Origin of the sequence: Citrobacter enshiensis (genome assembly GCF_029338175.1) — a bacterium.
Lineage (GTDB): Bacteria > Pseudomonadota > Gammaproteobacteria > Enterobacterales > Enterobacteriaceae > Citrobacter_D > Citrobacter_D enshiensis.
This window is the reverse complement of the sequence record NZ_CP119862.1, coordinates 954,237-980,330: the sequence shown is the minus strand read 5'-3', so window position 1 is coordinate 980,330 and position 26,094 is coordinate 954,237. Positions and strand designations below refer to the sequence as shown.

21 protein-coding genes and 1 pseudogene are annotated in these 26,094 nt (G+C 53.6%); 4 read left to right on the top strand and 18 right to left on the bottom strand.

What is annotated here, in order from left to right; genetic code table 11:
* Positions 1-5 precede the first annotated feature (5 nt).
* Positions 6-914, bottom strand: coding sequence for a sulfate adenylyltransferase subunit CysD (gene cysD / locus P2W74_RS04690; protein WP_203360188.1), 909 nt, complete (start codon positions 912-914; stop codon positions 6-8).
* Positions 915-1,165: 251 nt separating this feature from the next.
* On the opposite strand from cysD, the gene P2W74_RS04685 reads away from it, so the two are divergent.
* The gene (locus tag P2W74_RS04685) at positions 1,166-2,209 is read left to right on the top strand and encodes an aminopeptidase (protein WP_276294104.1); all 1,044 of its coding nucleotides are present in this window, start codon (positions 1,166-1,168) and stop codon (positions 2,207-2,209) included.
* A 70-nt stretch (positions 2,210-2,279) separates the two neighbouring features.
* Here P2W74_RS04685 and cysH read toward each other — a convergent pair whose 3' ends face one another.
* From cysH to cysJ, 3 genes are all read right to left on the bottom strand, one after another.
* Positions 2,280-3,014 carry a phosphoadenosine phosphosulfate reductase gene (cysH, locus tag P2W74_RS04680; RefSeq protein ID WP_276294103.1) on the bottom strand — a complete coding sequence of 245 codons (735 nt, stop codon included), beginning with the start codon at positions 3,012-3,014 and terminating at the stop codon, positions 2,280-2,282.
* Between the two features lie 99 nt (positions 3,015-3,113).
* Complete coding sequence (gene cysI, locus P2W74_RS04675; RefSeq protein WP_276294102.1) at positions 3,114-4,826, bottom strand: assimilatory sulfite reductase (NADPH) hemoprotein subunit; 1,713 nt, start codon at positions 4,824-4,826, stop codon at positions 3,114-3,116.
* On the bottom strand, positions 4,826-6,625 hold the full coding sequence (gene cysJ / locus P2W74_RS04670; protein ID WP_276294101.1) for an NADPH-dependent assimilatory sulfite reductase flavoprotein subunit: 1,800 nt from the start codon (positions 6,623-6,625) through the stop codon (positions 4,826-4,828). The genes cysI and cysJ overlap by 1 nt, the downstream gene beginning before the upstream one ends.
* Positions 6,626-6,929: 304 nt before the next feature.
* Between cysJ and queD the strand changes: the two genes are divergently transcribed.
* The gene (gene queD, locus P2W74_RS04665; protein WP_203360183.1) at positions 6,930-7,292 is read left to right on the top strand and encodes a 6-carboxytetrahydropterin synthase QueD; all 363 of its coding nucleotides are present in this window, start codon (positions 6,930-6,932) and stop codon (positions 7,290-7,292) included.
* A 72-nt stretch (positions 7,293-7,364) separates the two neighbouring features.
* Here the strand turns inward: queD and P2W74_RS04660 are convergent, their stop codons facing one another.
* The 4 genes from P2W74_RS04660 to P2W74_RS04645 form a co-directional block, all read right to left on the bottom strand.
* The gene (locus P2W74_RS04660) at positions 7,365-7,607 is read right to left on the bottom strand and encodes a hypothetical protein (protein WP_276294100.1); all 243 of its coding nucleotides are present in this window, start codon (positions 7,605-7,607) and stop codon (positions 7,365-7,367) included.
* Positions 7,608-8,066: 459 nt separating this feature from the next.
* Positions 8,067-8,738: a 7-carboxy-7-deazaguanine synthase QueE gene (queE, locus tag P2W74_RS04655; protein ID WP_276294099.1), complete on the bottom strand. Its 672-nt coding sequence runs from the start codon at positions 8,736-8,738 to the stop codon at positions 8,067-8,069.
* 71 nt (positions 8,739-8,809) lie between these two features.
* Complete coding sequence (locus P2W74_RS04650) at positions 8,810-9,499, bottom strand: N-acetylmannosamine-6-phosphate 2-epimerase (protein WP_276294098.1); 690 nt, start codon at positions 9,497-9,499, stop codon at positions 8,810-8,812.
* Positions 9,496-11,055 (bottom strand): PTS transporter subunit EIIC, encoded by a 1,560-nt coding sequence (locus P2W74_RS04645; RefSeq protein ID WP_276294097.1) that lies wholly within the window; start codon positions 11,053-11,055, stop codon positions 9,496-9,498. Before P2W74_RS04645 ends, P2W74_RS04650 begins: the two co-directional genes overlap by 4 nt.
* 166 nt (positions 11,056-11,221) lie before the next feature.
* Between P2W74_RS04645 and P2W74_RS04640 the strand changes: the two genes are divergently transcribed.
* Positions 11,222-12,046 (top strand): MurR/RpiR family transcriptional regulator, encoded by an 825-nt coding sequence (locus P2W74_RS04640; protein WP_276294096.1) that lies wholly within the window; start codon positions 11,222-11,224, stop codon positions 12,044-12,046.
* A gap of 56 nt (positions 12,047-12,102) precedes the next feature.
* Here P2W74_RS04640 and eno read toward each other — a convergent pair whose 3' ends face one another.
* From eno to rlmD, 5 genes are all read right to left on the bottom strand, one after another.
* Positions 12,103-13,398, bottom strand: a complete 1,296-nt coding sequence (gene eno / locus P2W74_RS04635) for a phosphopyruvate hydratase (RefSeq protein WP_203360178.1) — start codon at positions 13,396-13,398, stop codon at positions 12,103-12,105.
* Between the two features lie 87 nt (positions 13,399-13,485).
* Positions 13,486-15,123 (bottom strand): glutamine hydrolyzing CTP synthase, encoded by a 1,638-nt coding sequence (gene pyrG / locus P2W74_RS04630; protein WP_276294095.1) that lies wholly within the window; start codon positions 15,121-15,123, stop codon positions 13,486-13,488.
* Between the two features lie 227 nt (positions 15,124-15,350).
* Positions 15,351-16,142 (bottom strand): nucleoside triphosphate pyrophosphohydrolase, encoded by a 792-nt coding sequence (gene mazG / locus P2W74_RS04625; RefSeq protein WP_276294094.1) that lies wholly within the window; start codon positions 16,140-16,142, stop codon positions 15,351-15,353.
* A 112-nt stretch (positions 16,143-16,254) separates the two neighbouring features.
* Positions 16,255-18,492 (bottom strand): GTP diphosphokinase, encoded by a 2,238-nt coding sequence (gene relA / locus P2W74_RS04620; RefSeq protein ID WP_276294093.1) that lies wholly within the window; start codon positions 18,490-18,492, stop codon positions 16,255-16,257.
* A gap of 51 nt (positions 18,493-18,543) precedes the next feature.
* Positions 18,544-19,842 carry a 23S rRNA (uracil(1939)-C(5))-methyltransferase RlmD gene (rlmD, locus tag P2W74_RS04615; protein ID WP_276294092.1) on the bottom strand — a complete coding sequence of 433 codons (1,299 nt, stop codon included), beginning with the start codon at positions 19,840-19,842 and terminating at the stop codon, positions 18,544-18,546.
* Positions 19,843-19,899: 57 nt separating this feature from the next.
* Between rlmD and barA the strand changes: the two genes are divergently transcribed.
* Positions 19,900-22,656: a two-component sensor histidine kinase BarA gene (barA, locus tag P2W74_RS04610; protein WP_276294091.1), complete on the top strand. Its 2,757-nt coding sequence runs from the start codon at positions 19,900-19,902 to the stop codon at positions 22,654-22,656.
* A gap of 84 nt (positions 22,657-22,740) precedes the next feature.
* Here barA and P2W74_RS04605 read toward each other — a convergent pair whose 3' ends face one another.
* The 5 genes and pseudogenes from P2W74_RS04605 to P2W74_RS04585 all read right to left on the bottom strand — a co-directional run bounded on the left by P2W74_RS04605 (position 22,741) and on the right by P2W74_RS04585 (position 25,886).
* Entirely contained in the window at positions 22,741-23,883 is a 1,143-nt protein-coding gene (locus P2W74_RS04605) for a glycerate kinase (RefSeq protein WP_276294090.1), read from the bottom strand.
* A gap of 81 nt (positions 23,884-23,964) precedes the next feature.
* A pseudogene (gudD, locus tag P2W74_RS04600) lies at positions 23,965-24,191 on the bottom strand (glucarate dehydratase); the annotation flags it as partial.
* Positions 24,192-24,306: 115 nt separating this feature from the next.
* Positions 24,307-24,756, bottom strand: a complete 450-nt coding sequence (locus P2W74_RS04595; protein ID WP_276294089.1) for a flavodoxin — start codon at positions 24,754-24,756, stop codon at positions 24,307-24,309.
* 18 nt (positions 24,757-24,774) lie between these two features.
* Complete coding sequence (gene truC, locus P2W74_RS04590) at positions 24,775-25,557, bottom strand: tRNA pseudouridine(65) synthase TruC (RefSeq protein WP_276294088.1); 783 nt, start codon at positions 25,555-25,557, stop codon at positions 24,775-24,777.
* On the bottom strand, positions 25,557-25,886 hold the full coding sequence (locus tag P2W74_RS04585; protein WP_276294087.1) for a YqcC family protein: 330 nt from the start codon (positions 25,884-25,886) through the stop codon (positions 25,557-25,559). The genes truC and P2W74_RS04585 overlap by 1 nt, the downstream gene beginning before the upstream one ends.
* Positions 25,887-26,094 lie beyond the last annotated feature (208 nt).

Below are 26,094 nucleotides of genomic sequence, written 5' to 3'. Positions count from 1 at the left end.
GCTCCTTAGAAATACCCCTGACGTTTCTTCAGCTCCATGGAGCCCGCCTGGTCGCGGTCGATCACGCGCCCCTGACGTTCGCTGGTGGTTGAAACCAGCATCTCTTCGATGATCTCCGGCAGCGTTTGCGCATTCGACTCCACCGCGCCCGTCAGCGGCCAGCAGCCCAGCGTACGGAAGCGCACCATCCGCTTTTTGATCACTTCACCAGGCTGCAGATCGATCCGGTTGTCATCGATCATCATCAGCATGCCGTCACGCTCCAGCACCGGGCGTTCAGCCGCCAGATACAGCGGGACGATCTCAATATTTTCCAGCCAGATGTACTGCCAGATATCCTGCTCAGTCCAGTTGGAGAGCGGGAAGACACGAATGCTTTCGCCTTTGTTTATCTGCCCGTTGTAGTTGTGCCACAGTTCCGGGCGCTGGTTCTTCGGGTCCCAGCGATGAAAGCGATCGCGGAAGGAATAGATACGTTCTTTGGCGCGTGATTTCTCTTCATCGCGACGCGCTCCGCCAAATGCGGCATCAAAACCGTATTTATTCAGCGCCTGTTTCAGCCCTTCGGTTTTCATGATGTCGGTATGTTTCGCGCTGCCGTGGACGAAGGGGTTAATCCCCATCGCCACCCCTTCCGGATTTTTGTGGACCAGCAATTCGCAGCCGTAGGTTTTGGCGGTGCGGTCACGAAATTCATACATCTCGCGGAATTTCCAGCCAGTATCAACATGCAGCAGCGGGAACGGCAGCGAGCCTGGATAAAACGCTTTACGCGCCAGATGCAGCATCACGCTGGAATCTTTACCGATGGAATACATCATCACCGGGTTAGAGAATTCGGCGGCCACCTCGCGGATGATATGGATGCTTTCCGCTTCCAGCTGCCGCAGGTGGGTGAGTCGTTTTTGGTCCATAACCGTTCCTTTGCAATACCGCTATTTTTTTACTATCAGATATCCCGACTATAGGGAGCGCAGGGGAACGAATGAAATTACGAATTGGAATGAGTAGTTCCTCAAAAGAATAACGATTTGAGAAAGCAAATATCAAAAAGTGCTTAACCCACCGAAATTCGGGCATTTCGGAGCAAATGAAATTGTCTTACCTCTGTCACGGTTTCATACTAGGCGGGTAAAAATTTCTGCTTTGCATTTAAGGACTCACTATGTTTTCCGCATTGCGCCACCGTACCGCTACCCTGGCGCTCGGCGTATGCTTTATCCTTCCCGCACACGCGACGTCGCCGAACACTGGCACTATTGCAAATACCCAGGCTCGACATATTGCGACCTTTTTTCCAGGACGAATGACCGGTTCTCCCGCGGAAATGCTGTCTGCCGATTATCTTCGTCAGCAATTTGAACAGATGGGATATCGCAGTGATATTCGGACGTTTAATAGTCGTTATATTTATACCGCCAGGGACAATCGCAAAAACTGGCATAACATTACGGGCAGTACTGTTATTGCCGCGCATGAAGGTAAAGTGCCACAGCAGATTATTATTATGGCGCACCTGGATACCTACGCACCGCAAAACGATGCGGACGCCGATGCCAATCTTGGCGGACTGACGTTACAGGGCATTGACGATAACGCCGCAGGGTTGGGCGTCATGCTGGAACTGGCGGAAAGACTGAAGGATGTTCCCACCGAATACAGTATTCGCTTTATCGCCACCAGCGGCGAAGAAGAAGGAAAACTGGGCGCCGAAAACCTGCTTAAGCGGATGAGCGCCACCGAGAAGAAAAATACGCTGCTGGTGATCAATCTCGATAACCTGATCGTCGGCGATAAGCTCTACTTCAATAGCGGGCAAAAAACCCCGGAAGCGGTGCGTAAACTGACGCGCGATCGCGCCCTGGCTATCGCCCGTCATCATGGCATTGCCGCCAGCTCCAACCCCGGTTTTAACAAGAACTATCCAAAAGGAACAGGATGCTGCAACGATGCAGAGGTTTTCGACAAAGCGGGGATCGCGGTGCTCTCTGTTGAAGCCACTAACTGGAATCTGGGCAAAAAAGACGGTTATCAGCAACGTGCGAAAACCGCCTCTTTCCCTGCCGGGAATAGCTGGCACAATGTGCGGCTGGATAACCAGCAGCATATCGACAAGGCGCTGCCTGGACGCATTGAGCATCGTAGCCGCGACGTGGTTCGCATCATGCTACCGCTGGTGAAAGAGCTGGCAAAAGCAGAGAAAGCCTAGCGGGTTCACAGATTAAAAAAACGCCCCCGGCCCTGCGGCTGGAGGCGTTGATTGTATGTAGTGAGAAAACTCAACCTTCGTGCAGTCCGCACTCGCGCTTGAGTCCGAAGAAACGGGTTTCCTCCTCGGCCATTCCGGGTTCCCATTTGCGAGTGGTGTGAGTGTCACCGACCGACAGATACCCCTGATCCCACAGCGGGTGATATTTCAGGCCATGTTTTTGCAGGTACTGATAAACCGTACGGTTGTCCCAGTCGATAATCGGCAGCACTTTAAAGATCCCACGCTGAAGAGCCAACACCGGCAAATGTGCGCGACTGCCGGACTGCTCGCGGCGTAGGCCAGCAAACCAGGTTTGTGCGTTAAGATCTTTTAACGCCCGATTCATCGGTTCCACTTTGTTGATTTCATTGTATTTCTCAATGCCTTCAACACCCTGCTCCCACAACTTACCGTAGCGCGCTTCCTGCCACGCGGCGCTCTCCGTCGCGCGGTAGACCTTCAGGTTCAGCCTGAGCTTGTCTGCTAATTCATCAATAAACTGGTAGGTTTCCGGGAACAGATAGCCGGTATCGGTGAGGATCACCGGGATATCCGGGCGGATCTGATTGACCAGATGCAGGCTGACTGCCGCCTGGATGCCGAAGCTGGAAGAGAGCACGTATTCGCCGGGCAGATTCTCCAGCGCCCACGCCACGCGCTCTTCAGCGTCCCGTTTTTCCAGCTGGCTGTTGATTTCCGCCAACGCCATCACCCGCTCAACTTTCGGCAGCGCGTTCAACGCCTGTAAATCGAATACGGACATAGGTTCCTCACTGTTTGCTTTGCCGGATGGCGCTGCGCTTATCCGGCCTACAAAATCCGTAGGCCCGGTAAGCGTAGCGCCACCGGGCAACAGACCGCACTATTCCCAAAAATCGCGGGCCGGGTCGAGCACCGGGCGAATGATGCCCGCACGCACCGTAAAGTCACCGAAGCCTTCACCCGCTTCACGCTCTTTCACCCAGCGCCCAATCAGCTCATCGAGAGAGGCCAGAATTTCCGGCTCGGTGATATTCTCTTTGAACATCCGTGGGATGCGCGTCCCGATGCGATTACCGCCCAGGTGCAGGTTGTAACGCCCTGGCGCTTTCCCGACCAGGCCGACTTCTGCCAGCATGGCGCGACCGCAACCGTTCGGACACCCGGTAACACGCATCACAATATGTTCGTCGCTGACGCCGTGCTTCGCCATCAGCGTGTCGATATTATCGATAAACGTTGGCAGGAAACGCTCTGCTTCCGCCATCGCCAGCGGACAGGTCGGGAACGACACGCAGGCCATTGAGTTTTCGCGCTGCGGCGTGACCGAGTTCATCAGGCCGCTATCGCGCGCCAGTTTTTCGATCTTCGCTTTCTGGCTCTCTGGCACCCCGGCGATGATCAGATTCTGGTTGGCAGTGATTCGAAACTCGCCTTTGTGGATCTTCGAGATCTCCAGCAGACCGGTTTTCAGCGGACGCCCCGGATAATCCAGAATACGGCCGTTCTCAATAAACAGCGTCAGATGCCATTTATTGTCGATGCCTTTTACCCAGCCGATACGATCGCCACGCCCAGTAAATTCATACGGGCGGATCGGCGCAAACGTGATGCCCGCGCGACGTTCAACCTCCGCTTTGAAGGTGTCAACGCCAACGCGCTCCAGCGTGTATTTGGTTTTCGCGTTTTTACGGTCGGTACGGTTGCCCCAGTCGCGCTGGGTAGTGACCACTGCTTCCGCCACCGCCAGCGTGTGCTCCAGCGGAATATAGCCAAATTCGCTCGCCGTACGGGCGTAGGTTTTTTTGTTGCCGTGTTCGATGGAAAGCCCACCGCCCACCAGCAGGTTAAAGCCCACCAGTTTGCCGTTTTCGGCAATCGCCACGAAATTCATGTCGTTGGCGTGCAGATCGATGTCGTTCTGCGGCGGGATCACTACCGTGGTTTTGAACTTACGCGGCAGATAGGTCTGGCCGAGGATCGGTTCTTCATCGGTGGTCGCAACCTTCTCCTGATCGAGCCAGATCTCCGCATAGGCGCGGGTGCGCGGCAGCAGATGCTCAGAGATCTTCTTCGCCCATTCGTAGGCTTCAGCGTGCAGTTCGGACTCATACGGGTTCGACGTACAGAGCACGTTACGGTTCATGTCGTTGGCGGTTGCCAGCGCGTCCAGCCCCACCGAGTGCAGCATCTGATGCACTGGTTTCACGTTCTTCTTCAAAATGCCGTGGAACTGGAAAGTCTGGCGGTTAGTCAGACGGATGCTGCCGTAGATGGTGTTGTCATGGGCGAATTTATCAATCGCCTGCCACTGTTTGGTGGTGATCACCCCACCCGGCAGACGACAGCGCAGCAGCATCGCATGACGCGGCTCCAGCTTCTGTTCGGCACGCTCGGCGCGGATATCGCGGTCATCCTGCTGATACATGCCGTGGAAGCGGATCAGCAGGAAGTTGTCGCCTTTGAAACCGCCGGTAAGCGTGTCATTCAAATCTTCTGCAATAGTGCCGCGCAGGTAGTTGCTTTCCAGCTTCATGCGCTCGGCGTCCGTCAGTTTGCCTTCGACCACTAAAGGCCCAGGGTGTTTTTCGCTCATTAGTAGACATCTCGCTGATAACGGCGCTCAACGCGCAGCTCACTTAAAAATTCATCCGCTGCTTCGGCGTCCATACCGCCGAATTCAGCAATCACGTCCAGCAAAGCCTGTTCAACGTCTTTCGCCATGCGATTAGCGTCGCCGCAGACATAAAGGTGGGCACCATCATTGATCCAGCGCCACAGTTCCGCGCCCTGTTCGCGCAGTTTGTCTTGTACGTATATTTTTTGTTTTTGGTCGCGGGACCAGGCCAGATCGATGCGGTTCAGCACGCCCTCTTTGACGTAGCGCTGCCATTCGACCTGGTAAAGGAAATCTTCCGTAAAGTGCGGGTTGCCAAAAAACAGCCAGTTTTTGCCCGGCGCTTCATCCGCCGCACGCTGCTGCATAAAGGCGCGGAACGGCGCGATACCGGTACCCGGGCCAATCATGATAACCGGCGTCTCCGGGTTGGCAGGCAGACGGAAGTTGTCGTTGTGTTCGATGAATACACGTACTTCACCCTCTTCCTCTATGCGATCGGCGAGGAAGCTGGAGGCGCCACCGGCACGGGCCCGGCCTTCGATGTCATAGCGCACCACGCCAACGGTAACGTGCACTTCGCTCTCCACCTCCGCCTGCGACGAGGCGATGGAGTACAAACGCGGCGTCAGCGGACGCAGCAGACCTGCTAACGCTTCAGCGTCCAGTTGCGCCGGAGAGAAACGCACCATATCGACTATCGGCGTGGTCGCGGCATAGTGCTGCAACTTCGCTTTATCGCCCACCAGCGGCAGCAGCGATTCACTGCGCGTCAGCGTGGCATAGTTTTCAACGATATTGGCGGTGTTGACCGTCAGTTCAAAATGCCACGCCAATGCGTCTGAAAGCGGCAGAATTTTGCCCTCGACGGTGACGGGTTCATCCCCTTTCAGCCACAGCAGTTCCACAATCTCTTTGACCAGCGCCGAATCGTTTTGATACCAGACGCCCAGCGCATCGCCAGGCTGATAACGCAGGCCGGAATCGCCTAAATCGATTTCGATATGACGCACGTCTTTTTCAGAATCACGACCAGTAATTTTCTGATTAACGGAAAGGCTCGCGGTAAGCGGCGCTTCTTTGGTATACGGACTGCTATGAATTTCGTTGACCGCCCCTGTCGCAACCGACAGTGAAGGTGTGGCAACCGGCGCACGCGCTTTCAGTACCTCTACCACCCGTGCACGCCACTCGCATGCGGCTGGCTGGTATTCCACATCGGCATCAACCCTGTCCAGCAGGCGCTCTGCGCCAAGTTCCGCCAGTTTGCTGTCAAAATCTTTACCGGACTGGCAGAAAAACTCATAGGAGGTATCGCCGAGACCAAAGACTGCGAACGCGGTGCCGTCGAGTTTTGGCGCTTTTTTCGAGAACAGGAATTTATGCAGTGCGACGGCTTCTTCTGCCGGCTCCCCTTCCCCCTGCGTCGACGCAATAACGATCAGCAGTTTTTCATTGGCGATCTGTTTGAATTTGTAGTCGCCCGCATTGACCAACGTGACGCAGAGTTTTGCCGCCAGCAGATCGTCGCGCAGGGCTTCGGCCACACGGCGCGCATTGCCCGTTTGCGATGCGCAAAGCAACGTGATGCCCGGCATTTCAGCCGCAGGAGCAGGTGCCATAGCCGCCGAACCGGGTTGCTGATTGAGCATGCCCCAGAAATAGCCGGAAACCCACGCAAGCTGCGTAGGCGTGAGATCGGTCGCGGCCGCCTGAAGGCGTGCCAGTTGCTCCGGGTTCAGCGGAAGCAAAGCGGAAGGTGGGGCCTGTGTCGTCATGCGTCGTTGTGTCCAGTAAGCTATGCGGATTTAAGCAATAAAACCCAAACTGATGATAAGGTTAACGGCGAGGATAGTAACAATTAAAGAAGGGATGGAAATAACAAATAACCAAATGGACTAACCTGTTTTAACTATACTTATTAACAGCAAAAACGATTATCTAATCCCATGAAATTAAAGAAAATAAAAAAGTTAACCGGGATAAATAGCGTAATCAGCGGCTGAGCGCCGTTTTAGTTAATGATAAAAAATGTACTTTCCGGTACCCTACGGCGGTTTTTCGTATCATTGAGAGCTAATCATGACCACCACCCTGTTTAAAGATTTCACCTTCGAAGCCGCCCACCGCCTGCCGCATGTACCTGCCGGGCATAAATGTGGCCGTCTGCACGGTCATTCGTTCATGGTGCGACTCGAAATTACCGGTGAAGTGGATCCGCATACGGGTTGGATCATCGATTTCGCCGAACTCAAAGCGGCGTTCAAACCGACCTACGATCGTCTGGATCACTACTATCTGAACGATATCCCTGGTCTGGAGAATCCGACCAGTGAAGTGCTGGCGCACTGGATTTGGGACCAGGTTAAACCTGTCGTCCCTCTGCTAAGCGCGGTGATGGTGAAAGAAACCTGCACAGCGGGCTGCATTTATCGCGGCGAGTAAGAATCGAGTTTGCTACGCCCCCAAATACAGTTACCACACGTTCCTTGCGTTCGCAGGGAACGGTCTTACTCTTCAAGCGGCATAACATGCTGTTTCAGGAAACTGACCATCACGGCTGTAGCATTTTCTGATTGCAGACCAGGCACGAAAAACATAAAAATCATCTTCTTCTCCCTCCGCAGAGAGAATAGAACATAGCTCAAAATTGTGTTTGTGGATTAATAATTCGCCGCTGTGCTTGCCTGACGGAGAATAGATGTAAATAACGACCAGCTTATCTTCATATTTTTTATTTATTTCAATATATATAGCCATAATGACTCCATTCGTATGGAAACATCTCGTCACTCTGATGATATGAGCCATGTATTGTGGATTATCCTCGCTGACGTGAGGAGCTTTATAATCCTATCAATTTGTTTAAAAACACCTTTTTCACACCCAGCAGTCTACCAACTTTTGGCCAACACTTTCATCACAAACCCATATGATCAAGGAGCGTCTAATTATTTAATTTAAAAAGAAAAATCATTGTCTGTTAAATCCAGTCCAAAACCACCAATCGATAAACCAATTCTCTCTCTGTTAACAAACAAACGTTATCTTTTACGTGCGGATTATTATTATCGAAAACAAGAAAGCGGTGAGATTGCCGGGAATCTCTCAAATCGAAAGGGTTCAAATTATGAAGGGAATACAAAAACGGACAGTCTGAGCTGTCCGTCTGGAATCGACACTACACCAACCACAATTTCAGTCAGTAGATTCGCGAAGTTAGGCGATATTCAGATATTTGTGCGTCTGCATGGAGAGACGCCAGTTGCGGGCGATGCAGGTTTCAATGCACAGACGCGTCGCGTCTTCTTTCTGGCTGATAGGCTGCAGAGCAATAATGCGCGGTTTATCATCGGTCAATGTGGCCAGCAGTTCATCCAGCGCTTCGATATCGCGAACCCGCCCAACCGGATGTTTGATTTCATTGGCACGCTCCAGCGCCTGTGAGAGCACGTCATAGCCACCACGCATATTCACTTTCGGAGAAACCGTCACCCAGGTATTGGGCGAACAGCGGACTTCGTGGGTGCCGCTGGTCTCAATCTGGCAGCTGAAACCGTTCTTTTCCAGCAACTCGGTGAGCGGCATCAAATCATGAATGCAGGGCTCACCGCCGGTAATCACCACATGACGTGCGGTATAACCCTGTCGGCCAATTACCGCCAGCAGATCTTCGCTGCTCGCCGCGCCCCATTTGTCGCTCTCTTTGGTTTTGGCCAGGATGCTATACAGGGAAACTTCCCGATCCTCAAGCTTATCCCAGGTGTGTTTGGTATCGCACCAGGCACAGCCGACCGGGCATCCCTGTAAACGAATAAAAATGGCGGGGACACCGGTAAAATAACCCTCACCTTGCAGGGTCTGGAACATCTCGTTAATCGGGTACTGCATAATCATCTCAATGTGGGGATAAACGATAATTATCGCAGATCCCCGCCAAAGTATCATGCCCCATCGGTGCTTTACGCTGTGATTGCCGCAATAAAGCGTTCCGTGATCTGCTGCGGACGGGTGATCGCACCACCCACCACAACGGTGTGTGCGCCTAACGCAAGGCAACGCGCTGCCAGCTCCGGCGTTTCGACATTCCCCTCCGCCACCACCGGAACCGTCACGGCAGCCAGCACATCGCGTAAAAAGCGGCAGTCATTTTCCGGTAAGCGGTGACCTGCAGTTTCTGCGGTGTAGCCATAGAGTGTGGTCCCTACACAATCGAAACCCAGCGCCTGCGCCGTGACAGCCTCTTCTACGCTGGCAATATCCGCCATCAGTAAAACCGCCGGATAGCGGGAACGGATCTGCGCAACCAGCGCTTCCAGCGTTTGCCCCTGCGGGCGTGGACGCGCGGTGGCGTCGAGAGCAATAATTTCCGGCCCCACACTCATCAGCTCATCCACTTCTTTCATCGTGGCGGTAATAAATACCTCGCTGTCCGGGTAATCACGCTTGATGATGCCAATCACCGGCAAAGAGACCTGCTGTTTGATGGCGGCAATATCCACCACACTATTCGCGCGGATCGCTACCGCTCCGCCTTGTGCTGCCGCCAGCGCCATGCGCGACATAATAAACGGGCTGTGTAAGGGTTCATGTTCCAGCGCCTGGCAGGAGACGACTAACTTGCCTTTCAGGTTATCCAGTACAGTTTTCATTGCGATAATGTCTCTTCAATTTCATTTTTGATGATCGTGACGTGCGGGCCATAAATGACCTGGACCCCGTTACCTCGCAGGATGACGCCACGCGCGCCGGTCGCTTTCAATGCCGCTTCATCCACCTTTGCCCCCTCTTTGACCGTGACGCGCAAACGCGTTGCACAGCAGTCCACTTCTTCAAGGTTGTCTTTGCCGCCCAATCCGGCAATCACTGCCGCCGCGCGTTCGCTTTGCGGGAGCACACTTTCTACTGTCGTCTCTTTCTCACGCCCCGGCGTCAGAAAACCAAAGCGGTTAATCAGGAAGCGGAACGTAAAGTAGTACAGGAAGAACCACGGTACACCGACCAGCGGGACGTACATCCAGTGCGTTTTGGCTTCGCCCTGCAGCACACCAAAGAGAATGAAATCGATAAACCCTCCAGAAAACGTCTGACCGATCGTGATATGCAAGATATGCGCGATCATAAACGCCAGCCCGTCGAAGAAGGCATGAATGACATACAGAACCGGCGCCACAAACAGGAAGGAGAACTCAATCGGTTCGGTGATCCCCGTCAGGAAAGAGGTCAGCGCGGCAGATAACAGCAACCCGGCAACCCGTTTCTTGTTCTCAGCGTTCGCCGTGTGATACATCGCCAGACACGCACCAATCAGGCCGAACATCATGGTGATAAAGCGACCGGACATAAAGCGCGAGGTACCGATGTAAAACTGTTGGACAGTAGGGTCGGCCAGCTGGGCGAAGAAAATACGCTGCGTACCTTCAACCAGTTGGCCATTGACGATTTCACTTCCCCCCAGCGCCGTCGTCCAGAAGGGCAGATAGAAGATATGGTGCAGACCGAACGGGCCCAGCATGCGCAGAATAAAGCCGTACAGAAACGTCCCCAGATACCCTGTCGCATCCACCAGGCCACCCAGACCAAAAATCAGTTTCTGGAAATGCGGCCACACCACGGTCATCGCCGCGCCAACCAGAATCGCCGCCAGCGAACTGATGATCGGCACAAAACGTGAGCCGCCAAAGAAGCCCAGGAACTGCGGCAACGCAATTTTGTTAAAGCGCTGATGCAGAACGCAGGTCACCAGACCAATCACCACGCCGCCGAAGACCCCCGTTTCCAGGGTCTGAATACCCAGCGTCATCCCCTGCCCTACCGCGCCAGGATTCTCAAGCGCCAGCGTACCGGTCAGGATCAGTAAGGCGTTGATCGTGGCGTTCATCACTAAAAACGCCAGCAGCGCCGCAAGCCCTGCGGTGCCTTTATCGGTTTTCGCCAGCCCGACCGCGACCCCAACGGCAAACAGCACTGAGAGGTTGGCAAACACAATTGAGCCCGCGCTGCTCATGATCGTAAAAATGGCCTGTAACCAGCCGATATCCAAAAACGGATAGGCTGTTATGGTATTCGGATTCGACAGCGCGCCACCGATCCCCAATAACAAGCCCGCGGCAGGCAACACCGCAATTGGCAGCATGAACGATTTACCAAACCGCTGCGCCTTTTCAAACCAGGCCCCCGAGGAGGCACCACTGAACATTTGCATCATTTTTTCACTTCCCCATTAACTGATGAAAATTTTTACCATATAAATTTATAAAAGTGAAAATTATCACCAAAAATCCAGGAAGCGGATCATACTTTTTTAAAATAACTGGCATCGATCCCCTGCTTTCCGCCACACTAGCCGCAGAGAAACGCATTAAGGATCTTGCATGTCAGAAAATGAAAATCTGTTGCTGAGGCTGCGCCAGGGGGTTTCCGGATACAGCCCGACTCAGCAAAAGCTGGGAGAGTTTGTCCTGAACGACCCGGCAAAAGTGCTCTACCTGACGATTACCGAACTGGCCCGGGAAAGCGACACCAGTGAAGCAAGCGTCACGCGCTTATGCCGCACGCTGGGATGTAAAGGCTATAACGAATTTAAGATGGCGCTGGCGCTGGATATCCAGCAGGGACAACCCGCTCAGCAGAGCGGCGATGAGATTGATAACGTCGTCAATGAGTCTGTGCAGGCATTGCAGGACACGGCAAAATTACTCGACAGAGCGTTACTGGAAAAAGCCGCGCTGGCGCTGCATCAGGCGCACGCTGTGCAGATCTACGGCGTGGCCGCCAGTGCGATTCTTGGGGAATATTTGCATTACAAGCTCCTGCGACTCGGTAAACCTGCGCAGCTGTTCAGCGACATGCATCGTGCCGCCATGAATGCCGCGACGCTGTCAAAAGAGACGCTGGTGGTGGCGATCTCCAGTTCAGGCTCGACCCGCGATTTACTGCATGTGGTTAAGCTTGCCCGCAAGCGTGGCGTTCCGGTGTTGGTCCTGAGTAATACGCCGCGAAGCCCGCTGGGTTCATTGAGTGATTTCCAACTGGTGGCCGCCAAACCCGAAGGGCCGCTGAGCGCCGGGGCACTGAATGCCAAAGTCGGGGTAATGCTGTTAGTTGAGCTGCTCACCACGTCGCTGATTGCGCTGGATGAGAGTTACAGCAATGTAAGCCAACAAACGGCCAGCGCGACGCTACCACTGCTGCTGTAGCGCAGGCATAAAAAAACCCGCCGAAGCGGGTTTTTTCTTAAGAGGTAAGGTTCAGATTACTGACCTTTGATCTCTTTACGACCGTTGTACGGTGCTTTTTCACCCAGCGCTTCTTCGATACGAATCAGCTGGTTGTATTTAGCAACACGGTCAGAACGGCTCATAGAACCGGTTTTGATCTGGCCTGCAGCAGTACCAACAGCCAGGTCAGCGATGGTCGCATCTTCAGTTTCGCCAGAACGGTGAGAGATAACTGCAGTGTAGCCAGCGTCTTTCGCCATTTTGATCGCAGCCAGAGTTTCGGTCAGAGAACCGATCTGGTTGAATTTGATCAGAATGGAGTTAGCGATACCGTTGTCGATACCACGTTTCAGGATTTTGGTGTTAGTTACGAACAGGTCGTCACCAACTAACTGAAGTTTGTCGCCCATAACTTTAGTCTGGTATGCGAAACCATCCCAGTCAGACTCGTCCAGACCGTCTTCGATGGAAACGATCGGGTACTGTTTAGTCAGGTCTTCCAGGAAGTGGGTAAATTCTTCAGAGGTGAAAGATTTGTTGCCTTCGCCAGCCAGAACGTATTTACCGTCTTTGTAGAATTCAGACGCTGCACAGTCCATCGCCAGAGTGATGTCGGTGCCCAGCTCGTAACCTGCAGCTTTAACCGCTTCAGCAATAACAGCCAGCGCTTCTGCGTTGGAACCCAGGTTCGGCGCGTAGCCACCTTCGTCACCAACAGCAGTACCCATGCCTTTAGATTTCAGAACTTTAGCCAGGGTGTGGAACACTTCAGAACCCATACGGATGGCTTCTTTCAGCGTTTTCGCGCCAACAGGCTGAATCATGAACTCTTGAATATCAACGTTGTTATCCGCGTGCTCACCACCGTTGATGATGTTCATCATCGGAACCGGCATAGAGTATTTGCCCGGAGTACCGTTCAGCTCAGCGATGTGCTCGTACAGCGGCATGCCTTTAGCGGCAGCAGCAGCTTTGGCGTTAGCCAGAGACACAGCCAGGATTGCGTTCGCACCGAAGTTGGATTTGTTTTCAGTACCGTCCAGGTCGATCATGATTTTATCGATGCCAGCCTGGTCTTTGGCGTCTTTGCCAAGGAGTGCCTGAGCGATCGGGCCGTTAACCGCGCCAACAGCTTTGGTTACGCCTTTACCCAGGAAACGGGATTTGTCGCCATCGCGCAGTTCCAGCGCTTCGCGGGAACCAGTAGAAGCACCTGACGGAGCAGCTGCCATACCGACGAAACCACCCTCCAGGTGTACTTCGGCTTCAACAGTCGGGTTACCACGGGAGTCGATGATTTCACGACCGATGACTTTAACGATTTTGGACATTAGATTTTCCTCAGTACAAGTTAAACTAAAACTCCAGACAAACAACGCGTACCTAAGGTACGCGTTGCCGTTCTAACTTTTTACTTCTTACTTCACCTGACGCTTCTGATGCTCGCTGGCGGCTTTCACAAAGCCCGCAAACAGCGGATGGCCATCACGTGGCGTGGAAGTAAATTCCGGATGGAACTGACAGGCCACGAACCACGGATGATTCGGTACCTCAATGATCTCGACCAACTGATCATCACCGGAACGGCCTGCAACGCGCAGACCCGCAGCTTCAATTTGTTTCAACAGCATATTGTTGACTTCGTAGCGGTGGCGATGGCGTTCAACAATCGTCGGCGTACCGTACAGCTTACGCACCAGACTCTCGTCGTCCAACTGACACTGCTGCGCGCCAAGGCGCATTGTGCCGCCCAGATCGCTCTTCTCGGTACGGACTTCAACATTACCGTCTTCGTCACGCCATTCGGTAATCAGGGCCACCACCGGGTACTTACAGTCTGGCACAAATTCCGTCGAGTTGGCGTTGTCCATACCGACGACATTACGTGCAAACTCAATCAACGCAACCTGCATACCCAGGCAGATGCCCAGATAAGGAATATTGTTCTCACGCGCATAGCGTGCGGTAGCGATCTTGCCTTCTACGCCACGGTAGCCGAAGCCGCCCGGGATAAGAATAGCATCCAAATCTTTCAGAATTTCGACGCCACGCGTTTCAACATCCTGCGAATCGATAAGCTTGATGTTGACGGAGACACGATTCTTCAGACCACCGTGTTTCAACGCTTCGATAACCGACTTATAGGCGTCCGGCAGTTCGATGTACTTGCCGACCATACCAATCGTCACTTCGCCTGCCGGGTTGGATTCTTCATAGAGAACCTGTTCCCATTCTGACAGATTAGCTTCCGGACAGTTCAAGCTGAATCGTTTACAAATATAATCGTCCAGCCCCTGAGATTTCAACAGGCCTGGAATTTTATAAATGGAATCGACATCTTTCATTGAAATAACGGCTTTTTCTGGCACGTTACAGAACAATGCAATTTTTGCACGTTCGTTGGCCGGAATCGCACGGTCAGAACGGCAAACCAGGATGTCAGGCTGAATACCGATGGACAGCAGCTCTTTTACAGAGTGCTGAGTCGGTTTGGTTTTGACTTCACCGGCCGCGGCCAGATAAGGCACCAGGGTCAGGTGCATGAACAGCGCGTGTTCACGACCGATATCCACTGCCAGCTGGCGAATCGCTTCAAGGAACGGTAAGGACTCGATATCACCGACGGTACCGCCGATTTCAACCAGCACCACGTCGTGACCTTCGCCACCCGCCAGAACGCGCTCTTTAATCGCATTGGTGATGTGCGGGATAACCTGTACGGTTGCGCCAAGATAATCGCCACGGCGTTCTTTACGCAAAACGTCGGAGTAGATACGACCAGTGGTGAAGTTGTTGCGGCGGCTCATTTTGGTGCGGATGAAACGCTCATAGTGCCCCAGGTCCAGATCGGTTTCAGCGCCGTCTTCAGTAACGAACACTTCCCCGTGTTGGATTGGGCTCATAGTGCCCGGATCGACGTTGATATACGGATCCAGTTTCATCATGGTCACATTGAGACCACGGGCTTCAAGAATGGCTGCGAGGGAGGCTGCGGCAATGCCTTTTCCCAGAGAGGATACAACCCCGCCGGTCACAAAAATATAGTTCGTTGTCATGCTGAACCTGAGAAGTTAGGTTTAAAAGACGATGGAATAACCAAGACGGGAAAGCAGTATACCCGAACATGACGTACGCCACAAACTTTCATTATTCCTCCTCTTCATCAGGCTCACATTAATATTGGGAGTGAGAAAATAGCCCCTTTGGGCTAAATGTTTTTGACGCAAATCAAGAGCTTGTTATTTAAAAAATCACACAAAACGCCCTTGACCGCTTAAATTCCTTAGAGATCAATTTCCTGGCGTTTTACCTGCTGCCAGACCTCTTCCATGGTTTCCAAATCTACCCCAGTCATTTCCAGACCGCGGGCTGCGACAATGCGTTCAACCTCACGAAAACGACGTTCGAACTTTTCGTTCGCTTTTTGTAACGCAGTCTCCGCTTTGGTGCCTAAATGACGGGCCATATTCACTGTAGCAAACAGCAAATCGCCCATTTCCTCCTCCAGTTTAGCCTGGTCTACGACGGCCTGCCGCGCCTCAAACATGACCTCGTCAATCTCTTCATAAACCTTGTCGACGACCGGTCCGAGCGTTGTCCAGTCAAAGCCAACATTTGAACAGCGTTTCTGGATTTTTTGCGCGCGCATTAATGCCGGTAAACTGCGGGGAATATCATCCAGTGCCGAAAGCTGTGCTTTGCCGGCGCGTTCTTCCGTTTTGATCTGCTCCCAGCGCGTGAGCACTTCGGTACTGGTATTGGCGCACGCATCGGCAAACACATGCGGATGACGACGTTCAAGTTTGTCGCTAATGGCGGCGCAAATATCGTTAAAATCGAATCGCCCCTCTTCCTGCGCCATCTGGGCGTAAAACACGACCTGAAACAACAGGTCGCCCAATTCACCACGCAGATCGTCAAAATCTTCGCGGGCTATCGCATCCAGCACTTCGTAAGTCTCTTCCAGCGTGTGTGGCGCAATGGTGGCAAAAGTTTGCTCTTTATCCCACGGACAGCCATTTTCCGGGTCACGCAGACGCTTCATGATGCCGAGCAGGCGGTCGATTTGATTCATGTGAGATCCTGAGAGTTGTAACCAATGTTGGCCTGATAAGACGTCTTGCGTCGCCATCAGGCAAAAAAATGCCGGATAGCGGCTAATGCCTTACCCGGCCTAAAGATTAAAATTAACTTCCGTGCAAACGACGTGCGTCGATCACATCCGGCACCTGGTTCAGCTTACCGAGCACGCGGCCCAGCACCTGCAGGTTGTAAATTTCGATGGTCATATCGATAGTAGCAAGCTGTTGCTTAGTATCACTGCGGCTGGCGACGCCCAGTACGTTCACTTTTTCGTTCGCCAGAATGGTGGTGATGTCGCGCAACAGCCCGCTGCGATCGTTGGCCTGAACACGCACAACCAGCGAATAACCGGCAGAATAGCTTTCGCCCCAGACCGCATCCACAATCCGTTCCGGTGCGTGGGAACGCAGCTCCGTCAACTGCTCGCAGTCCGCACGGTGCACGGAAATACCGCGCCCCTGAGTGATAAAACCGACGATCTCATCACCCGGAATAGGCTGGCAGCAGCGGGCAATGTGGTGCATCAGGTTGCCTACACCTTCCACCACAACACGGCCATCATCTTTGCGACGGTTCTGCGGCGCAGACGATTTCTGCTGCAGCTGTTTCAGCGCGGCAGCATCCTGTTCGGCGGCGCTGGGTTTATTGAACTGTGACTGCAGGAAGTTCACCATCTGATTCAGACGGATATCCCCTCCGCCAATCGCCGCCAGCAGTTCATCCAGCTCGTTAAAGCTGTAGCGTGGCAGCAGGTGCTTTTCAGCTTCCTTCAGGCTGATGCCCAGATGCTCCAGTTCATCGTCAAGGATCTGGCGACCCGCAAGGATGTTTTTATCCCGGTCCTGCTTGCGGAACCAGGCATGAATTTTTGACCGACCACGGCTGGTAGTGACATAGCCCAGGTTCGGATTGAGCCAGTCGCGGCTGGGGTTCGGCTGCTTCTGGGTGATAATTTCTATCTGATCCCCCATTTGCAGCTGATAGGTAAACGGCACAATGCGGCCACCAATTTTCGCCCCAATGCAGCGGTGCCCCACATCACTGTGGATATGGTAAGCAAAGTCGAGCGGCGTGGAGCCTGCAGGCAAGTCCACCACGTCGCCTTTCGGGGTAAAGACGTACACACGGTCATCAAAGACCTGGCTACGTACTTCGTCCAGCATTTCGCCGGAATCCGCCATCTCTTCCTGCCAGGCAATCAGCTTACGCAGCCAGGCAATCCGGTCTTCGTGACCAGAACGCGCCGCCGCCCCCGAAGCGGGGCCCTCTTTGTACTTCCAGTGCGCGGCGACGCCCAGTTCGGCGTCTTCATGCATCTGTCGGGTACGAATTTGAATTTCTATGGTTTTGCCACCCGGTCCAAGTACAACGGTATGGATAGACTGATAACCATTGGGTTTCGGATTGGCGACGTAGTCGTCAAACTCATCGGGGAGATGGCGATAGTGCGTATGCACAATCCCCAGCGCAGCGTAGCAATCCTGTAAACGCTCCGCCACGATGCGTACGGCTCGTACATCGAACAGCTCATCAAACGCCAGCTGCTTCTTCTGCATTTTGCGCCAGATGCTGTAGATGTGTTTCGGGCGACCGTACACTTCCGCTTTCACGCCTTCGGTCTTCATCTCCGCGCGCAGGTGACCGACAAACTCGTCGATGTAGTGTTCACGGTCAATGCGCCGCTCATGCAGCAGTTTGGCAATGCGTTTGTATTCTGCCGGGTGCAGGTAACGGAAGCAGTAATCTTCCAGTTCCCATTTCAGTTGCCCGATCCCTAAGCGGTTTGCCAGCGGTGCGTAGATGTTGGTGCACTCTTTTGCCGCCAGCACGCGTTCGTCTTCCGGCGCGTCTTTCACTTCACGCAGATGCGCAATACGTTCCGCCAGCTTGATCACCACGCAGCGGAAATCGTCCACCATCGCCAGCAGCATCCGGCGAACGTTATCAACCTGTTCAGACGAGACGGAGTCGGTGTGCGTCGCTTTAAGCTGGCGGATTGCCGCCATGTCGCGAACGCCATGAATAAGATTGACGATGGACTGACCTACGCTCTCGCGCAGAACATCCTCACTGACAACATTACCATCCGCCAGAGGGAACAACAGCGCAGCCCGCAACGTGTCGATATCCATACTCAGCATAGAGAGGATTTCCACCATCTCCACGCCGCGCCACAGCAACAACTCGGCATTCGGGTGTCCCTGTGTCTGTTGCAGGCAATACGCCCAGGTTTCGGCTAAGCGCTCACACGACGGCTGGTTGGTGATTCCCAGACTCGTGATCCATTTTTTCGGATCAAATTCACCCGCTTTATTAAGATGTGCACTTCTTACCGCAACCATCGTCCTCTCCTTAAGGGACCAGGTCTGCCAGGATCAGCAAACCGTAATTCATTACAACTGCTCAAACAACACCATCGACTCCAGGTGCCCAGTGTGTGGGAACATGTCGAGCATCGCCAGCCGCTTAATTTGGTAACCTGCGCTCAACAACGCTTCGCTATCACGAGCCAGCGTGGCTGGGTTACAGGATACATAAACAATGCGACCAGGGTTCAATTTTATAATATGTTGCATTACGCCTGCAGCCCCAGCGCGAGCAGGATCGAGCAAGATTTTGTCAAAGCCTTCAGCCGCCCACGGCTGCTGAGTCACATCGTCTTCGAGATTCTCGTGAAAGAATGTCACATTGTGTAATCCGTTGCGCAACGCATTTTCACGCCCTTTTTCTACCAGGGCAGGAACGCCTTCTACGCCCACCACGTGACGCGCGCGCGTTGCCAATGGCAGGGTAAAATTGCCCATACCGCAGAAAAGATCTAATACGCGATCGTCGGGTTGGATATCCAGCCACTCTATCGCTCGCGCGACCATGAGTTGGTTTACCCCGGCGTTAACCTGGATAAAGTCACGCGGACTGAAGGTTAAGCGTAGCCCGTTTGAATCGTACCAGGGCGCCTCCCCGGAAATCGGCTCAAGTATGTCGCTTTGAGGCGCCAGAAACAGAAACAGTCCCTCAGAATGCGAAAAGCGTTCCAGTTTTTCTTTGTCTGCCGCGCTTAATGGCCCGGTATGCCGCAAGATCATCAGCGTGCCATTCTCGGCCTGCACCAGCTCAACATGCCCAAGATGGCGAATTGCCTGCAGGTCGGCAAGGCATGCCCTGAGACCGGGCAGCAATGCCTCAAGCTGGGGCACCAAAACGGGGCACTGCATCACCTCAACAATGTCACTGGAATTGGCTTTGCGAAATCCCATCTGAAGATGCTGCGTTTTGGGCTGATAGTTCAGGCTCAGTCGCGCGCGACGACGGTAATTCCACGCAGAATCGGCAATGATGTCAGAAACATCATTTTTCATTAAACGCGCGAGCGCGGCACTTTTGCTTTGCTGTTGCAGGGCAATGCTGGCATGTTGTTGCTGGCATCCACCGCAGACACCAAAATGCGGACAGCGTGGCGTTTCACGCTCCGGACTCTCTTTCAGACGACGTTTAACCTGGGCGCGGGCGTACTGTTTTTTATCTTCGGTAATAACGACTTCAGCGCTTTCTTGCGGCAGTAATCCCGGGATAAACAAGGCCTTTCCGTTGTGGCGAGCAACGCCCTGGCCAAAGGGATCCAGGTCATTGACTGTAACGGTTATGATCTGACGCGTCGTCACGCGTCGTTTTGCAGAGTAGAATTGCGCCATCGACGAGATTTTTCTCAATTTAACAGTGTGACCCTAATTGTCCCATAACGGAACTCCATGACCAACTACAGCCTGCGCGCACGCATGATGATTCTGATCCTGGCACCGACTGTCCTTATTGGTTTACTGCTCAGTATCTTTTTTGTCGTGCATCGCTATAACGACTTGCAGCGTCAACTGGAAGATGCCGGTGCCAGCATTATCGAACCCCTTGCTGTCTCCAGCGAATATGGCATGAATCTGCAGAACCGCGAATCCATTGGGCAATTGATCAGCGTCCTGCATCGCCGTCATTCCGATATTGTGCGGGCGATTTCGGTCTTTGATGAAAACAACCGGCTGTTCGTCACCTCGAATTTTCACCTCGACCCGACAGACATGCAGCTCGCCACTGGCGCACCGTTCCCCCGAAGGCTAAGCGTGACCCGCCACGGGGATATCATGATCCTTCGCACGCCCATTATTTCCGAGAGCTATTCGCCGGATGAGTCTGCGGTGAGCGACGCCAAAAACACCAAAAACATGTTGGGATATGTGGCGCTGGAACTGGATCTCCGCTCGGTGCGACTCCAGCAGTACAAAGAAATTTTTATTTCCAGCGTCATGATGCTGTTTTGCATCGGCATCGCGTTAATTTTCGGCTGGCGGCTGATGCGCGACGTCACCGGTCCTATTCGTAATATGGTGAATACCGTTGATCGGATCCGCCGTGGGCAGCTCGACAGTCGCGTCGAAGGGTTCATGCTGGGCGAGCTGGATATGCTGAAAAACGGCATCAACTCAATGGCGATGTCGCTTGCGGCTTATCATGAAGAGATGCAGCACAACATTGATCAGGCGACCTCGGATCTGCGCGAAACGCTGGAGCAGATGGAGATCCAGAACGTTGAGCTGGACCTGGCGAAAAAACGCGCCCAGGAGGCCGCGCGCATTAAGTCTGAGTTTCTGGCGAACATGTCCCACGAGCTGCGTACCCCGCTCAATGGCGTGATTGGCTTTACCCGCCTGACGTTGAAAACCGAGTTAAACCCAACCCAGCGCGATCACCTGAATACCATTGAACGTTCGGCGAATAACCTGCTGGCGATCATTAATGATGTGCTCGACTTCTCCAAGCTGGAAGCAGGCAAACTAATACTGGAGAGTATTCCCTTCCCGCTGCGTAATGCGCTTGATGAAGTCGTGACCCTCTTAGCCCACTCCTCACACGATAAAGGGCTGGAGCTGACGCTCAATATTAAAAATGACGTGCCGGACAACGTTATTGGCGATCCGCTGCGTTTACAGCAAGTGATCACCAATCTGGTGGGGAACGCCATTAAATTCACCGAAAGCGGTAATATCGATATTCTGGTGGAGAAACGCGCGCTCAGTAACACCAAGGTGCAGATTGAAGTGCAGATCCGCGATACCGGCATCGGTATTCCTGAACGCGATCAGTCGCGGTTGTTCCAGGCATTCCGTCAGGCAGACGCCAGCATTTCGCGCCGCCACGGGGGGACCGGGTTAGGACTGGTGATTACGCAAAGACTGGTCAACGAAATGGGCGGGGATATCTCCTTCCACAGCCAGCCGAATCGCGGCTCTACATTCTGGTTCCACATCAATCTGGATCTCAACCCTAACGTTATCAGCGATGGTCCCTCGACCCGCTGCCTGGCGGGTAAACGCCTGGCGTATGTCGAACCTAATGCCACCGCCGCGCAATGTACGTTGGATCTGCTGAGTGACACGCCGCTTGAGGTGATTTACAGCCCGACATTTTCGGCCTTACCGATCGATCACTACGATATTCTGCTGCTGAGCGTGCCGGTGACGCTCCGCGAGCCACTCACCATGCAGCATGAAAGACTGGCAAAAGCGGCATCAATGACCGAATTCCTGCTCCTGGCGCTGCCTTGCCATGCCCAAATCAACGCGGAAGAGCTCAAACAGGGAGGCGCGGCCGCCTGTCTGTTGAAACCGCTGACGTCCACCCGTTTACTGCCGGTATTGAGCGAATATTGCCATCTGAATAAAAGCGTCGAGTCCCTGCCCGTTAAAGAAAGTAAAATTGCGATGTCGGTTATGGCGGTGGATGACAACCCCGCCAACCTGAAGCTGATCGGCGCGCTGCTGGAAGATATCGTGCAGCACGTCGAGCTTTGCGACAGCGGTCATCAGGCGGTGGACCGCGCCAAACAGCTACAGTTTGATTTGATCCTGATGGATATTCAGATGCCGGATATGGATGGCATTCGCGCCTGCGAACTGATTCATCAACTCCCTCACCAACAGCAAACACCGGTAATTGCCGTCACCGCACATGCCATGGCGGGGCAAAAAGAGAAGCTGCTGAGTGCGGGGATGAACGACTATCTGGCTAAACCGATTGAAGAAGAGAAGCTCTACAACCTGCTGCTGCGCTACAAGCCGGGGGCGGGAGTTACCAACCGATTGCAAGCGCCCGAACCGGTCGAATTTATCTTCAACCCGAATGCCACGCTCGACTGGCAACTGGCGCTCAGGCAGGCTGCCGGAAAATCCTCCCTGGCGCGAGATATGCTGCAAATGTTGCTCGCCTTTTTGCCGGAGGTTCGCAATAAAATTGAAGAACAACTGGTCGGGGAAAACCCGGAAGGTCTTGTTGATTTAATCCACAAATTGCATGGTAGCTGTAGTTACAGCGGCGTACCGCGCATGAAGAGCCTTTGTCAGTTCATTGAGCAACAACTGCGTAGCGGAATTAAAGAAGAAGAGCTGGAGCCGGAACTGCTGGAGCTGCTCGATGAAATGGATAACGTCGCGCGGGAAGCCAAAAAGATGCTGGGATAAAACGCCAGGACCGGATGGCAATACGGCTTATCTGGCCTGATGGCTCACACGCCCTGGCCCGATAAGCGACGCATCAACAGACATTCAGCGTATAAGTTGCCCCAACCTGATGGTCGCAGCCACGTTTCGCGCGGTCATCCGCACATTCTCGGCGGCATTTTTCAGCGCGTCGTCCAAAGTGCAAATGTTATAAATCACGCTAAACACAGCATCGATGCCATGCTGGTGCACCACGCCGACGTCCGCAGTTAAACTTCCGGCAATGCCTATCACCGGCTTATTGTAGCGTTTCGCGATGCTGGCGACGCCGACGGGGACTTTGCCGTGAACCGTCTGGCTGTCGATCCGCCCTTCCCCGGTGATCACCAAATCTGCATCGATGACACAGGCATCCAACTGCAGGGCATCGGTCACTATCTCAATCCCTCTGCGCAATTCAGCGCCGCAAAACGCGTACAGTGCCGCGCCCATTCCACCCGCCGCACCGCCACCAGCCAGCCCGGAGACATCAACATTCAGATCGCGGGCAATCAACTGCGCGTAATGCGCCAGTGCCTTATCCAGGCGTACGATCATTTCCGGTGTCGCCCCTTTCTGCGGACCAAAAACAGCCGACGCGCCCTCTTTTCCGGTCAATGGATTGGTCACATCGCACGCCACTTCAATGCGGCACGCGGCAAGGCGCGTATCCAGTTGACCGATCTCGATCTGCGCGAGCGCTTCCAGCGCTGCACCGCCCGGCGCTATCTCGTTTTCCCGGGAATCCAGTAATCTTGCGCCCAGCGCCTGCATCATGCCCGCGCCGCCATCATTTGTGGCGCTGCCGCCAAGGCCGATAATGATGTGTTCGACGCCCGCATCTAAGGCGTGGCGAATAAGCTCTCCCGTCCCCCACGAGGTCGTTTTTAGCGGATCGCGCAGTCCCGGTGGGACGAGTTCCAGACCGCTGGCGGCGGCCATTTCGATGAAGGCCGAGCGCTCATCGCCAGACAATCCGTAAAATGCGTCAACAGGCTTTCCCAAAGGTCCCGTCACCTTAACACGAACAATACGACCCGCCGTCGCCTCCACCATAGCCTCGACCGTTCCTTCTCCACCGTCAGCAACCGGAATCTTCACGTAATCCGCATCAGGCCAGATTTCGCGAAACCCCTGCTCGATGGCGGTCGCCACTTCAAGAGCACTCAAACTTTCCTTATATGAGTCCGGCGCGATCACTATTTTCATAAAGCATCCTTAATGCATGTTGACTCTGTTAAGCATACACCGAGAGAAGAACCGCTTTCCGTGGGAGCGGTACCATGACTCTTAGCGTACCATGCACGGGCGCTTGTTGTCGAATGTCCAGTTAGGGGTCAGGTACTGCATTCCCATGGCGTCATCACGCGCCCCAGACCGTGTTGCTGATACAACTCGTGCGCTTTCATCACCTGGTCCATATCGCCTTTAATTTCAAACGGTTCTTTGGTCAGGCGTTGATTGCCTTCCAGCCAAATCCAGTGCGTATCGATAGCCGTGATCTTACCAGGCGCCGCTTTTGGTGCAGATGCCTAACGCTCGCGCACACTGAACGTCACAGGCGGCAGCTGGTGCATCACGTTTTGTTGAGTGGCAAAAAAGAGAGGATGCCCCCTCATTGGGGGCTTTGCTTCAGGAGAGTAACGTGCCCCAGTGTTCAACCCAGGGATTTGATTCGCTTTCGGGTTCCGGGTGTTCGCCTGCATCAATCAGCAGCATTTCACCCACGCGCTGCGCGCGTTGTTCCTGCAATAACGCATCAAATTGTTTACCGCCGTTACAGAAATTGGCGTAGCTACTGTCGCCCAGTGCAATCACGCCATAGCGTAGATTTGGCTGAAAGCCGAGACTCTCTTTGATGCCCTGGAACAACGGCACAATACTGTCGGGAAGATCGCCCTGACCTGTCGTTGAGGTCACTACCAGAACGACTTTCTCCAGATACGGCTGCCAGTCGGTCAATTCGGGATCTTCAAACACCGTAGCTTTATGACCCTGCTCGGTAAGGATAGCTTCCGCCTCTTCCGCGACCAGCAACGCGTTTCCATACATTGTGCCGACAAAAATACCAATTTCCGCCATGACGATTTTCTCCCTGAATTAAACCTGATGATTCTCATCCTGACCGGAGAGCTCACTAAACTCAACCCTTTCATTCTCAGGGAGAAGTCCGCGCCAGCCAAACTGTGATAACGCCTGCATCCAGACCGCATCCAGCCCGGCGCGAATCGTCAGCGGTTCGCCAGTGAATGGATGTATCAGCTCAAGCTGGCTCGCATGCAGCATCAATCTCTGGCAACCAAAATGCTCTGCGGCACTGCGGTTCTGGCGCAAATCACCGTGTTTGCTATCACCAATGATGGGATGGCGCAAATGCGCCAGATGGCGCCGGAGCTGGTGCTTACGACCCGTTTTGGGATCCAGCTCGACTAAACCATAACGGGTCGTTGGGTAACGCCCGGTCTCCACCGGCATTTCAACGGTCGCCAGGCCGCGATAATGCGTCACCGCAGGCTGCGGGCCTTTATCATCGCGGGCAAACTTATCGGCAATTTTATCCAGCTCTTCCACCAGCGGGTAATCCAGTACAGCGTCATCCATTAACCAGCCACGGACTATCGCATGGTAGCGTTTCTGGATTTGGTGCTGTTCAAATTGCTGTGAAAGCCGACGCCCGGCTTCGCTGGATAATCCCATCAGCAGTACGCCAGAGGTGGGTCTGTCGAGTCGATGAACGGTAAATACGTGCTGGCCAATCTGGTCACGCACCGTTTGCATCACCACGACTTTTTCATCGCGATCCAGCCAGCTTCGGTGAACTAACCAACCGGAGGGCTTATTGACGGCAACCAGCCACTCGTCCTGATACAGAATTTCCAGCATCAGGCTTTATCGCTCGTGAACAACGCATCCAGTTCTTGCAATGCCTGCAGGAGTACCTCGCGCTGCGGATGATCGGCCTCCAGCGCCATTTCATAATAAGGGGCAATAGCAAAGGCTTCGGGGAGCGGCTGCGCGTTGTCGATCAACGCATGCATACGGGGGATCAGCACCCATTGCAACCATTCGACAGGCGCCATGGTATCCATACAAAAAGGCTGTGTGCTGGTAAACAGGTGAGCTTGTGGTTCGTCCATTCGCCAGTGTTGATGTTCACGCAGCAGAGCTTCAAGCGCATGTAACTGCTGGCGCACACGTTCATGAGTCGTCACGATAAAAACCTCATTGATGAAAAATTGGCGCGAAGAATAGCATTTATAGACGGGCAAATAAAAAAAGGGAGCACTGTATAAACAGTGCTCCCGGTTCGTTTCGCAGCCATCCAGCTACTTTTAGTGCTCCCTGCTCATCCATGACAACTTTTCCTGTGGTCTTGCGACCTGTTCATCCTGAACATCAGCATCCTGCTTCACACCACCC